Here is a 12097-nt window from a genome sequence, read left to right as displayed (position 1 = left end):
TCTCTACTGCCTCTCCCACGTGGTCAAAGTGCCCGTGCGTGATCAGGACGAAGTCGGCCCGATCTACCTTGGCCTTCGCGGCTGGCAACTGAGGGTTCTTAAGCCAGGGGTCTATGTAGAGAACACGCCCCCGCGGCGTCTCTATGCGAAAGCTGGCGTGGCCCAGCCAGGTCACTTTTGTCTTCTTCCCCGCGTCAACTCTCCCGTTCTGGAGCAGAACCGCTACCAGCAGAACACCCAGCATGGCCAGGGTAAGATGTAGAAGCCTTCTCACGCTACACCTCCCTCCTGAGATCAACAACCGACCCCACGGCGGCCCCGCGCACAATCCGCCTCGCTTCCCTTCCGTACTCTGTCGGCCGCAGACCAAGGCGGGGGATTCGCCGACACCAGACCCTGCCCCTGCTCAGCGGCGCCGCCACACTCTGCGGGACAGGGCCACAGGTGGTACGGGACCGATCATCCATTGTTCGACCTCTAGACCCAGATCTGCCAGGCCCTGGGAAATCCCAAGCGCTTGGAGATCCTCGCCCCGCGACGGAGAGCGATCCGTACCCATGTGACGGCGGAACGGAAACGAGTCACCTGCTCTGGGGAAGGGACACGCCGTAGGTAGGGGTGTCCCATTGTCCCAATCCAAGTCGCCGCCGCATTTCAGCGTTGACATGAAAGTCCTGTGTGTCGGAGGATGCACGTCGCGCCGAAGTGACGCAGCGCGTGCGGAAGAAGCTGGCGCACCGATTCATTTTCCGGGGCTCAAGGCAGCGTCTTGGGGCTCTCATCAGCATATCCGCACCGGGTGTTCCCCAATGAGGCAGCTTTCCACATACCAGCTGAAGAAGGTTTTGAGCGTACGAAAGTGCTGGTCCACGCCAGCGGCTTCCATCCGGACGCGGAGCCCAGCGAGGCACCGCTGGATCGCAACAGACGTTGCCCCCACAGGCGGGAGACAGGCGGCGACCTGGAAGCGGGACTGGCTATCGGCACAGATCTCGAGGGTTCGGGCGATACAGTTGGTGACTCGACGGCTGAGCAGGAAGGCCACGATGGCCTCCTGCCCCTGAGCATCCGCTTTTTCGTCTGCTGGGGACGAGGGGAAAGGCTGAAAGCCGCATCGTTACAAGGAGTGGTGGAGACGAGGGGATTCGAACCCCTGACCCCCTGCGTGCAAAGCAGGTGCTCTCCCGCTGAGCTACGTCCCCAACAGTGCGGTCACAGGTACGTGCAGTTCGACGTATCTTGCCCTCGCCCGGATCCCGCAGGAACCCAGGCGCTTACCATTCCTTACTTAACTTTACTGCGGGGGGTGCTGTCAACGGAAGCCTCAGGCTCAGGTCCCTGTCCAGGTTTTGTTCAGGTGGACCCGCTAGGGTGGCGCCATGGACGCAAGGGGAGAACCCGCCACGGCAACCCTGGCCACGCTGGGCCAGCGAATCCTGGCCCAGGTGGTGGACGGGTTCCTGGCCTTCGGCACGTTCATGTTCGTGGGCCTGACCCTGGCGCCCCGGTTCGGCGGGGCCACGGCCACCGGTTTCCAGCTTGAGGGCGCGCCGGCCCTCCTGGTGACAGCGGTCGTCACTGGCGTCCTGCTGGCGTACTTCACTTTCTTTGAGACCCTGTTCGGCGCCACCCTGGGGAAGGTTTCGGCCGGCATCCGCGTGCGCCGCCTCGGAGGCGGCCGTATCACACTTGGAGCGGCCCTCCTGCGCAATCTGCTCCGCGCGCTGGACGGCCTGGGCGTCTACCTGGTGGGAGCGGTGCTCATCATGGTGACGAAACAGCGCCAGCGCCTGGGCGACCTCGCTGCCAGATCGGTGGTCGTCCAGCGCCCCACGGCTCCGTGGGCAAGGATTGCCGCGGTGGCGGTCGCTCTGGCCCTCGCGGCGGTCGGGGTGTTTGGAGGGTACCGGATACGCGGTCCCGTGGGCCCAGGCGCCGACTTCCCCGCCCGTCCGACAGAGCAGGCCGGGGTGGCGCAGGTGAGGATAGCACAAACGCTGTCCTCACCCGGGAGCCGCCGGCCACCACCCTGATCGCCGCCCAGGTGTGAAGCAAGTACATCCTCAACTTCATCGTGGCCAAGCGAGACTGGCTGACCTTTATCCGGGCCTGGGAGAGCGCCACGGGGGATGAGGCCAGGCGGCGGGCGGCGCGGGGCCTGATGAAGGCCATGCGGTTCACCGTCTTCGACATCGAGCGGCAGCAGTTCACCAGCGAGAAGGACTTCATCAACAAGAACTTCAGCGACTGAGAGGAGGCAGAGATGATACCGCATCTGGTCACGCTCGCGCAGCAGCTGCCCCCCTTCGGGATCCCCCTGGGAGGGCCAGACTACGGCCGGGTCTTGCTCAATGCACTCTTCCTGTTGTTCTGGGTCGTCGTCGCCGGGATCGCCTTCGCCATCATGGCTCCCATCGCCATGCGGGTCTTCAACCGCGTCGCCCCCGGCATCGACGAGATGGCCGAGCTGAAGAACGGCAACATGGCTGTGGCGCTGGTCCAGGGAGCGACGATCCTGGCCATGGCCCTGCTTGTCGTCGCCGTCATTCTCAAGTAGCCGGAACGCCCGTGGAGATCAGGGTCAGCGAGCAAAAGGTCTTCCTCCTGGCCTCCGCCCTCTCCCCGGAGCAAGCGAGGGAGAAGGCCTGGGACCACAAGATGGTGGCCTTCGGCTCCCTCTCCCGCCTGCTGCTGAGGCCCAAGGGCGACGAGATCACCGTGGCGGCCATTGAGAAGCGCTTTCTCCCCGTCTGGCATGCCGCCGCCCGCAAGCGGCTCGTCTTCGACCGCGGCCGCCAGTACCTGGTGCCGGTGGCCGACGCCAGCGTGCGGGCGGTGACCGTGGAGGGCGTGGACTACGCTGTGGCCGCGGGACCGCCGCCGCACTTCATCATCCGCGGTGTGGAGCACTGCGAGGAGGACGACCGACAGGAGTGCGTGGTGGAGGGCGTGACGGGGGAGGAGCTCCCACCCCGGGGCCTGACCGGGCCCCGGGAGGAGATCGTCGACCTGTCCGGGTTTGCGCCGGCCGACGCTGTAGTCGTGCCTCCTGAGGTCAAGGCCTTCACGGTGGTGCAGCGTCTGGTGCAACGACTGATGACGCCCTACGAGGCGGATCAGATCTCCGAGGAGACCATCGACGTGGAGTTCCTCCACCTCCTCTACCGCCCCATCTACGCCTTCGAGTACGCCTGGGAGGCGCGAGGCAAACGGGGTGTGGTGGAGCTGGATGCCATCACGGGGGAGGCCCGGGCGGGTGGGACGGGCTTCCAGCAGCAGATGCGGCGGATCTTCAACCGTGAGGTGCTGTTCGACCTGGGGGCGGAGTCGGTGAACCTGATCCTTCCCGGGGGAGCCATCCCCCTGAAGATCGGCAAGGCCATCATCGATCGCAAGCGCGGGAAGGGATAGGGAACGGGGCGATGGTGCAGCTCCTGGCCCTGATGGCCTCCTTTGTCCCGGCAATCCTCTGGCTGTGGTTCTTCTACAGCCGGGACCGCTACGAACGGGAGCCCAAGCGCCTGATTGGCAAGCTCTTCCTCTGGGGGCTACTGGCGGCGCCCTGGGCGGCGGGGTACAACATGTTCCTGGACCTGAATCTGGAACCGCTGGTCGATGGAGTGGGACAGTCCGGGACCATCCGCCTGGCCGTCGGGCTTCTCTTCTTCCTGGTCTTCCTCGCCGCCTTCAACGAGGAGATCCTGAAGTACCTGGTGACGGCCAACAGCACCCGCAGCGACCCCAACTTCAACGAGCTGGCAGACGGGATGATCTATATGACCACGGTGGCCCTGGGGTTCGCCGCGGCGGAGAACTTCGTCTACATCATGATGACCTACGTGGGCACACTGCAGCAGGCCGTGGAGCAGGGACTGGCCCTGACGGAAGCGCAGGCAGGAGCGCTGGTGGGAGCCTTCGGGGTCGTGGCTCCCATGCGCGCCCTCCTGACCACCGTCGGCCACGCCTCCTTCTCCGGGATCACCGGCTACTTCCTGGCCAGACGGGTGGTCGCCGGCGGAGCCCCCCGAGTGGTGCCGCTTGGCGTGCTGGCGGCCAGCCTCCTGCACGCCGCCTACAACTTCCCCACGGTGCTGGCGGGGAAGCTGGGCGCCAGCCAGGGCATCCTCTCCCCATCGTTCGGCGCCGTCACCCTGGTGTGGGCCGCGGGGGTGGTCATCTACCTGCTGCTGCTGCGCCACGCCCTGGCCCGCTCGCCCTTCCGGTCGCAGCGGCTGAGCTGCGGCGCCTCTGCGGCGGCGGAAGCACGGACCCCGGCCGGAGAGACACCTTTGAGCTGAATCATCCGGACGGGAACACCGCCGCCCCTTGCGGGGACGGCAGCGGGATCCGACGGCTTTCGCTCACGGCTTCGTAGAGCGCCTGGGTTTCCTCCTCAGGTGCCACATCGAGCTCGCGAGCGAGCACCTCGACGCAGAGGCGATACTGCCGCAAAGCCAGATCCCGCCGACCCGTATGCGCGTAGCAGCGGATCAGTCCCCGGTGCGCGGCTTCGAGCAGCGGCTCCCGGGACAGCGTCTGCGCGTAGACGGCGATCGCCTCGTCCGCCTGCCCCCGTCCCTCGAGGAGGCCGGCCAGGTGCAGGCAAGCCTGCGCCCACCGGCGGCGCAGCGCCTCACGGTCCTGCAGGAACCAGACTGCATCGGAGCCCGCCAGGAGGTCGTCCTCATAGAGGGCCAGCGCCTCCGTCAGCGCGGCGATCTCCTCGCCCTCTCCGCTCCGCCCGCACCGCTGTAGCGCCTGCATGAAGGTATCGACGTCCAGCCACACCTCCGCTGCCACCCGCAGCCGGTAGCCGACATGCTCCCGGACAAGCTCCAGCTGGGCGGGCAGCGAGAGGCTGCGCAGGGCGCGGCGCACACGGGAGATGGTGGTGTAGACAGCAGTGGTCTCCACCGAAGGCGCCTGGGGCCAGAAGGTCTCCGCGAGCTCCTCGGCAGAGACGTAGCGGTGGCGATTCAGCAGGAGGTACTGGAAGAGGGTCAAGGCCGCCGGGCGTCCCCAGACCGTATCCGACACGGGCCGCCCGTCCACCACCAGGCGGAAGGGGCCGAGCAAGTAAATGCGCACACGCGCTGTGGAATGGGCAGCGGGAGGAGTTGAGGGCGGCTGCAGGGCGAGGCCAGCGTCCAGCGCCTCCTCCGGACTCCATCCCTGCCCGGCGTCCCAGGCAACGCGGAAGGCGTCCTCGCTCAGCGCGCTGCGCAGGGCTGCGACCAGACGCTGCAGCGGCGCCCGCTCGTCCGGCGGCAGCGGGAATCCGTGGACCTGGCGGAGCCGGTCGGCGGCACCCAGGAGGCGGACGGCGCCCTCGGGATCCCCCATCACCTCCGCGACCCGGGCCAGGCCTTCCAAGCACTCGGCCAGGCCCCACTTCTCCTTCATGGCGCGTCGCCCGGCGAGGCTGGTCTTATGCAGCGCCAGGGCACGCTCAACGTCGCCGCTGGCAAAGGCCAACGTGCCCATGTTGTTCAGGCACAGCGCCTGGCCCCAGGTGTCGCCGAGCCCCTGGAAGAGGCCAAGGCTCTCGCTGAAAAAGGCCGCCGCGGCGGCCAGGTCGCCCTGCGCTTTGGCTGTCAGCCCCAGGTTACTCAGGGTGACGGCGACGCCGCGCCGGTCTCCCTCCCGACGTTTTATCGCCAGGCTCTCCTCGAGGAAGGCGCGCGCCCGCACGTAGTCCCCCTGGTCTTTCGCCACCACCCCCAGGTTGTTCAGGGCGACGGCTATCCCCCGCGCGTCCTGTGCTTCCCGTCGCAGCGCCAGCGTATGTTCGTATGAGGAAACCGCCAGACCGTAGTCGCCTCGGCTGCGTGCCAGGTTGCCAGCGATGTTCAGGGCCGTCGCCCGCAGGGCGGCCGGCGCCAGGGGCGCCATAGCCAGGAACCGCTGCAGCCAGGAGAGACCTTCCCCCGAGTAACCGTGCCGCTCCCAGAAGCGCCCCAGGGCGATGGCGATGGTGAGGCCGGTCTCCGCACGCCCGGCCTCCGCCGACCATGCCAGCGCCACCCGGAAGTTGTCATGTTCGCGCTCGAGGCGCTCCAGCCAGACGGCCTGGTCGGGTCCAGCGAGGGCGGGCTCCGCGGCCTGGGCCAGCTGCGCGAAATGCGCGGCATGGCGCTCCCAGAGTGCTGGTCCCTCCCCGGACGCCTCCAGCTCCTCCTGGGCGAACTCGCGGACCGTCTCCAGCATGCGAAAGCGGGACTCGCCGTCCGGCTGGGGATCGTGCAGCAGGAGGCTGTTCTCCACAAGGGAGCCGAGCGCATCGAGGACGCTCCCTGCAGGATCCGTCTCCGCCCGGCAAACCGCCTCCACGGCATCCAGCGCCGCCCCACCACTGAAGGCCGCCAGACGGCGGAGCAACACCTGCTCGCCGCCCTCCAGCAGGTCGTAGCTCCAGCGGATGGCCTGCCGCAGCGTCCGGTGCCGCGGCGGAACGTCGGGCGACTGCCGGGACAGCAGGTCCAGGCTGGAGCGGAGACGCCGCAGGATTCCGGCCGGCGTCAACAGCTTCACCCGCGCCGCGGCGAGCTCGATGGCTAGGGGAAGACCGTCCAGGCGAACACAGATGTCGGCCACGGCGGCCGCGTTGGCAGATGTCAGGGTAAAGTCCGGACGCACCGCCCGCGCCCGCTCCACGAAGAGGGCGACCGAGGCCACTTCGCGCAGGGCCCGCGGCTCCGCCGCCGACCTCTCTTCGGGGAGCGGCAGTGGGGGGACAGGGAACTCCTGCTCGCCTCTTATCCGCAGCGGCGCCCGGCTGGTCAGGAGAACCGTCAGGGAAGGGCAGCCGTCCAGCAGCTCGGCCACCACGGGGGCAGCCGGAAGAACCTGCTCGAAGTTATCCAGGACCAGCAGCAGCCGCTGTTCCGCTATGGCGTCCCGCAGCGTGTCCACCAGCGGCTGTGAGGAGACTTCGCGAATGCCCAGGGACTGGGCGATCGCCGCGCCAACGGCAACCGGATCCGTCACCGCGCTCAGGTCGATGAACGCGACACCGCCGGAGAAGCGGCCGGCCAGCCTGCCCGCTACCTCCAGCGCCAGCCGGGTCTTGCCGATGCCCGGTGCGCCCGTCAGAGTGACGACACGGACCTCAGGACGGAGCAGGATCTCTGTGACGGCGTCAGTCTCGGCGGCACGGCCGATGAGACTGCTGCGGGGAGATGGGAGCACGCCCGAGCGCTTGGCCACCCGTTCTTGCCCGCGCGCACCCATCCGCTGTCCTGGCGCAACCCTGGCCAACAGGAACCCCCATGCGTATTTTCGGTGTTTTCGGCAAGTCTTAACTCCCTCCTTCACGCTCACAGACGACGGCGCAGTCCGGCCATCCTATACTGAAGAGCAGAATCCTGGTGGGAGGTCCACAAAGACATGAGAGCCGTCCGCATCCACGAGCACGGCGGTCCGGAAGTCCTGCGCTACGAGGAAGTGCCGCTCCCCGAGCCGGCCCGGGGGGAGGTGCGGGTGAAGGTCGAGGCCATCGGCCTCAACTTCCTGGACACCTACTACCGCAGCGGGCTCTACCAGGTCAGTCTTCCCTTTATCCCCGGGTCCGAAGCGGCAGGGGTGGTGGACGCGGTCGGGCCGGAGGTGGCGGAGGTGCGTCCGGGAGACCGGGTGGGCTTCGCCATGTACCCCGGCGCCTACGCCGAGTACGCTGTGGTCCCCGCGTGGCGGCTGGTCCCTCTGCCCGCAGGGATCGACGCCCGCACGGCCGCAGCAGCGCTGGTGCAGGGGATGACGGCCCACTACCTCACTCACAGCACGTACGCGGTAAAACCCGGCGACACGGTGCTGGTGCACGCCGCCGGCGGGGGCACCGGGCAGCTTCTGGTGCAGGTGGCCAAGCGCCTGGGCGCCACCGTCTACGGCACCGCCTCCACGGCGGAGAAGGCCCGGCTGGCCCGGGAGGCCGGCGCGGACCAGGTCATCCTGTACTCAGAGGAAGACTTCGTCGAGGCTATCCGGCACCTGACCGACGGGCGCGGGGTTGACGTGGTCTACGACTCCGTGGGGAAAACCACCGCCGAGCGGAGCATGGACTGCCTGCGCCCGCGCGGGTATCTGGTGCTCTTCGGCAACGCCAGCGGTGCGCCCCCAGCGGTGGCCCCGCTGACCCTGATGGCCAAGGGCTCCCTCTTCCTCACGCGGCCCAGCCTGGCCCACTACATCGCCACCCGGGAGGAGCTGCTGCGCCGCGCCGGGGCGCTCTTTGACTGGGTCATCCGGGGAGAGGTGAAGGTGCGCGTGGCCCGCACCTACGCGTTGCCCGATGCCCCACTGGCGCACCGCGACCTGGAAGGGCGGCTGCTCACAGGGAAGGGATTGCTCCTACCCTGAGGGCCCTCGGCTCACGGGGACGGCACCGTTTCTGCCCAAGAGCCATCAACGCACAGGGTAAACGGCCCCGTCGTCGGGTACCTCCACCGGCCCGGCGAACTCGGCCTGAGCCTCGGCCACCCACCGGCCGGCATCCGCCCGTTCCGACAGGTGCAGTAAGACCAGGCGCCTGGCGCCGGCCAGCGCAGCGATCCGGCCGGCCTGCGCTGCGGTGGAATGGCCGCCGCGCTGCGCCGTCTCGACGTCGGCCTGCGCGTGGGTGGCGTCGTGCAGGAAGTAGTCCGCCCCCCGGCCAAACCGCGCCAGCGCCTCCAGGGGCCTGGTATCCGTGGAGTACAGGACGCGCCCGCCTCCCGGGGTGTCCCAGCGCAGGGCAAACGCCGCCGGGCCGTGGTCCACCGGATGCGCGGCCAAGCGGTGCCCCTCGTGCTCAAGGAATACCGCACCCGCCTCAGCGGGAAGGGATCGATACTCCAGGAACGTGGCACGCCGCTCCAGATCGAAGACCGCCAGCAGGCGGCGCAGCGCCTCCAGGTTTTCCCCCGGTGCGTACACCGGCAGAGGCGGCACCCGCACCTGCTGGTCCACCATCCAGAGGTTGTGCACCAGCGAGGGCAGTCCGTACGTATGGTCGGTATGCATGTGCGTGATCACCACGGCCAGCAGGTGCAGAGGATCCACTCCCGCCCGCAACAGCTTCTGGTAGACGCTGCCGGGGCAGTCCGCCAGGACCGCCCGGTCACCGATGACCAGGGCTAGCGCCGTGTTATCCCGGGCCGCGGTCTGCAGGGCTCCGCCGGTACCCAGGATGACCAGCCTGGCGCTCACAGCAGCACCTCCGGGAGCCGCGCCAGGTCTGCATCGCTGGTCACGCGGTAAAACGGCACCTCCCGCGAGTCGGCCACCGAGGCATCATGCGGAGTGTCGCCCACCATCAGGACCACGCGCCGACCCTCCGCCCGCAACCTGTCCAACGTGGCACCTTTGTCACCTCCCTCCACCCGCACGAAGTAGGCGGCCAGACCGCGCCGCCTGGCATCCCCCAGCAGCACGTCACGGGGCATGCCGCTGGTCAGGACCAGGTCGTAGCGCGCCCCCAGCGCCTGGAGGACGCGGCGGGCGGAGGGGAACTCTGGCATGGTGTCGGCCAGCTCGGCGCTGTAGGCGGAGAAGCGGCGGGAGAACTCCTCTCGCTGCTCCTCTGTCAGGGTGACCCCAAGCTCCGCGGCCGTCTCCGCCAGCTGGGTGAGGCGATGCGCACCGCTGGTGCGGGCGTAGGACGCTTCCACCAGCGCCCGGTAAGCCTCGTCCAGCGCCAGCGTCTCCATCACCGCCCGCGCGTAGGCCACCTGCTTGGCGGCGAAGGTATCCACCAGGGTCCCATCGTAGTCGAAGACGACGACAGGCCGTTCCATCACCCCACCAGCCAGGCGTGGGCCGGGTCGTTGTTCCACGCCCCATAGTCCACCCGTTCGCCTGAAATGGCCCAGAGGTAGGCCAGGTGGTAGCCGCCGGCCGCCACCACCGGATGGTAGCCCCGCGGAATCACCACGGTGTCCCCCTGACGCACCCGGTAGATGTGCTCGAACGGATCGGGCACATCGGGCGCGGTATAGACCATCTGCAAGCCGAAGCCCCCGGGGGGCCGAACGAAGAAGTGGTAGACCTCTTCCATGGGTACCTCTCGGCCGGGGACGTGGACATCGTGCTTGTGCGGGGGGTAGCTGGACCAGGCCCCCGGCCGGTTGATGGTCTCCCCCACCAGGAGTCGGCTGGCCGTGCGCTGGTCGATCACGCTGCGCACGGTGCGCGCCCAGGCCTCCCTGCCCACGCTGCGTTCGCTCACCTCATCTGGCAAGACAGCGCGGGGCGGGCGATCAGCGACCGGAGGAGCGGTGAACAGGGCCAGGCGCGCGCCATCCTGGCCGGTGAGGCGCAGCCGCGCGCCCGGCGGCAGGTAGAGGGCCGAAGGTGGGCCTTCGAAGAGGGCGGGACGCGAATCCAGGACCCCTTCAAGCGAACCGGCGCCCGAGACCGCGTACCGGCAGGCGCCGCCGATCAGGTAGAGCACCGCCTCCCGGTCACCGGAGATCCAGGCGAGCGAATCCTCGCCCGGGCCCAGGGTGACCAGGGCAAACTCGAGGAAGCGCAGCGGGCTGCCGGGCGGACGGGCTACCGGGCGGATCCCCGGCAGTTCCGCCGCGGCAGGGATGAGCTGGCTCTGCGGCAGACCGTCCATCGCGGTTACCTCCCATGCCCCGCGGCCAGGCGGCGCTGCGCCGCGAGCTGGCGGACCAGGGAGATGGCCCCGACAGCCAGCAGCAGCGCAGCCAGCGGCCGGGTGACGAAGATTGTGAGGTCACCTCCGGTGATGATCATGGCCCGGCGGAACTCGGACTCCAGCATCCCACCCAGTACCAGACCCAGGATCAGCGGGATCAGGGGATACCCGGCGCGCTTGAGAAAGAACCCGCCCACGCCGGCGGCCACCGCCACCCCCGCGTCGAAGATCCAGCCGTTCAGGGCGTAGGCGCCCAGCACGGAGAGGACGATGATCAGCGGGGTCAGCATGGCTGGAGGCACGCTCAGGGCTTTGACGAACAGGCGGATGCCGCCCAGCTGGAAGACGCAGGTGGTGACGTTGGCCACGATCATGGTGAAGACCACGGCGTAAATGAAGTGAGGCTGGAAGGAAAAGAGCAGCGGACCCGGTGTGATTCCGTGGATGACCAGCGCGGCCAGGATGGGGACAGCGGCGGATTCGCCGGGCAGGGCCAGGGTCAGGGTGGGGATGAGCCCTCCACCGATGCAGGCGTTGTTGGCCACCTCGGGGGCGATGACCCCCTCCAGCCTGCCGCTGCCGAACTCGGCCGGCCTCTCCGAGAGCTGCCTGGCCCGCTCGTAGGCCAGCATGACGGCCACACTGGCCCCGGCGCCCGGCAGGATCCCCACCAGCGTGCCGATCCAGCTCGATTCCAGGATGATGCGCCACATGCGAGCTAGCTGCGCCAGCCGGGGGAAGAGGCGGCCCAGCCGCTGGGTGATCATCTCGCCCACCCCGCCGGGGCGTGCCGCGTCCTCCAGCGCCTGGGTGATCCCGAACATCCCAATGAGCACCGGCACCAGACCGATGCCGTTGGCCAGGAAGGGGTTGCCGAACATGAAGCGCTTGGCGCCGGTCATGGTGTCGATGCCCACAGTGGAGAGCAGGACTCCTACTGCCCCCATCACCAGCCCCTTCAATAGCGAAGTCCCCGAGACGCTGGCGATGATGGTCAGGCTGGCCACGGCCAGGGCGAAGTATTCGGCCGGCCCGAAAAACAGGGAGAAGCGGGCCAGCGCCGGGGAGGCGATCAGGAGGGCGGTGGTGCTGACCAGCCCGCCGATCAGGGAGGCGATCACCGCGCCGCCCAGGGCCACTCCGGCCTGGCCCTTGCGCGCCATGGGCAGGCCGTCCAGCACCGTGGCGATGGCGTTGGGGTTCCCGGGGATGCCGAAGAGGATCGCCGGAATGGATGCGCCGGTGACAGCCCCGAAGTAGAGCCCCAGCATCAGGGCAATGCCCGTCAGGCTGTCCAGCCGGATGGTGATGGGCAGGAAAAGGGCCAGCCCCATGGTCGCGGTCAGACCCGGCAGGGCGCCGATGAAGACCCCCACGATGTCGCCCACCACGATCCACAGTAGCGTGCCCGGCTGCAGGACGAAGGCCAGGCCTTTCAGGACGGCGTCCATCTCAGGAGGG

Annotated in this window: 12 protein-coding genes and 1 tRNA gene; 6 read left to right on the top strand and 7 right to left on the bottom strand. The window is 68.6% G+C overall.

The window, feature by feature from the left end; genetic code table 11:
• Together QN152_09645 and QN152_09640 are read right to left on the bottom strand one after the other, a co-directional pair.
• Nucleotides 1-274: MBL fold metallo-hydrolase (locus tag QN152_09645; GenBank protein MDR7539773.1), on the bottom strand; the 274-nt coding region annotated here is incomplete at its 3' end.
• An 853-nt stretch (nucleotides 275-1127) separates the two neighbouring features.
• Nucleotides 1128-1202, bottom strand: a tRNA-Ala gene (locus tag QN152_09640).
• 177 nt (nucleotides 1203-1379) lie between these two features.
• On the opposite strand from QN152_09640, the gene QN152_09635 reads away from it, so the two are divergent.
• Genes QN152_09635 through QN152_09615 form a run of 5 tightly spaced genes read left to right on the top strand, consistent with a single transcriptional unit; the run spans nucleotide 1380 to nucleotide 4298 of the window.
• On the top strand, nucleotides 1380-2033 hold the full coding sequence (locus tag QN152_09635; GenBank protein ID MDR7539772.1) for an RDD family protein: 654 nt from the start codon (nucleotides 1380-1382) through the stop codon (nucleotides 2031-2033).
• A gap of 41 nt (nucleotides 2034-2074) precedes the next feature.
• A complete protein-coding gene (locus QN152_09630) occupies nucleotides 2075-2251 on the top strand; it encodes a hypothetical protein (protein MDR7539771.1) in 177 nt (58 codons plus the stop codon).
• 12 nt (nucleotides 2252-2263) lie between these two features.
• A complete protein-coding gene (locus tag QN152_09625; protein MDR7539770.1) occupies nucleotides 2264-2557 on the top strand; it encodes a DUF350 domain-containing protein in 294 nt (97 codons plus the stop codon).
• An 11-nt stretch (nucleotides 2558-2568) separates the two neighbouring features.
• Complete coding sequence (locus tag QN152_09620) at nucleotides 2569-3411, top strand: hypothetical protein (protein ID MDR7539769.1); 843 nt, start codon at nucleotides 2569-2571, stop codon at nucleotides 3409-3411.
• Between the two features lie 11 nt (nucleotides 3412-3422).
• Nucleotides 3423-4298, top strand: a complete 876-nt coding sequence (locus tag QN152_09615) for a PrsW family glutamic-type intramembrane protease (GenBank protein ID MDR7539768.1) — start codon at nucleotides 3423-3425, stop codon at nucleotides 4296-4298.
• Between the two features lies 1 nt (nucleotide 4299).
• Here the strand turns inward: QN152_09615 and QN152_09610 are convergent, their stop codons facing one another.
• Nucleotides 4300-7230, bottom strand: coding sequence for a tetratricopeptide repeat protein (locus QN152_09610; GenBank protein MDR7539767.1), 2931 nt, complete (start codon nucleotides 7228-7230; stop codon nucleotides 4300-4302).
• A gap of 156 nt (nucleotides 7231-7386) precedes the next feature.
• On the opposite strand from QN152_09610, the gene QN152_09605 reads away from it, so the two are divergent.
• Entirely contained in the window at nucleotides 7387-8355 is a 969-nt protein-coding gene (locus QN152_09605) for a quinone oxidoreductase (protein ID MDR7539766.1), read from the top strand.
• A 45-nt stretch (nucleotides 8356-8400) separates the two neighbouring features.
• Here QN152_09605 and QN152_09600 read toward each other — a convergent pair whose 3' ends face one another.
• From QN152_09600 to QN152_09585, 4 genes are read right to left on the bottom strand one after another with little or no spacing between them, the layout of a single operon-like run.
• Nucleotides 8401-9183, bottom strand: a complete 783-nt coding sequence (locus QN152_09600) for an MBL fold metallo-hydrolase (protein MDR7539765.1) — start codon at nucleotides 9181-9183, stop codon at nucleotides 8401-8403.
• A complete protein-coding gene (locus QN152_09595) occupies nucleotides 9180-9770 on the bottom strand; it encodes an HAD hydrolase-like protein (GenBank protein MDR7539764.1) in 591 nt (196 codons plus the stop codon). The genes QN152_09600 and QN152_09595 overlap by 4 nt, the downstream gene beginning before the upstream one ends.
• Nucleotides 9770-10594: a 5-deoxy-glucuronate isomerase gene (locus tag QN152_09590; GenBank protein MDR7539763.1), complete on the bottom strand. Its 825-nt coding sequence runs from the start codon at nucleotides 10592-10594 to the stop codon at nucleotides 9770-9772. Before QN152_09590 ends, QN152_09595 begins: the two co-directional genes overlap by 1 nt.
• 5 nt (nucleotides 10595-10599) lie before the next feature.
• Complete coding sequence (locus tag QN152_09585) at nucleotides 10600-12087, bottom strand: tripartite tricarboxylate transporter permease (GenBank protein MDR7539762.1); 1488 nt, start codon at nucleotides 12085-12087, stop codon at nucleotides 10600-10602.
• Between the last annotated feature and the right edge of the window lie 10 nt (nucleotides 12088-12097).

The organism is Armatimonadota bacterium, assembly GCA_031459715.1.
GTDB classification, from domain to species: Bacteria; Sysuimicrobiota; Sysuimicrobiia; order Sysuimicrobiales; family Humicultoraceae; genus Humicultor; species Humicultor tengchongensis.
Note: the sequence above shows the minus strand (reverse complement) of the source record. Positions and strands in the feature narration are given on the sequence as shown.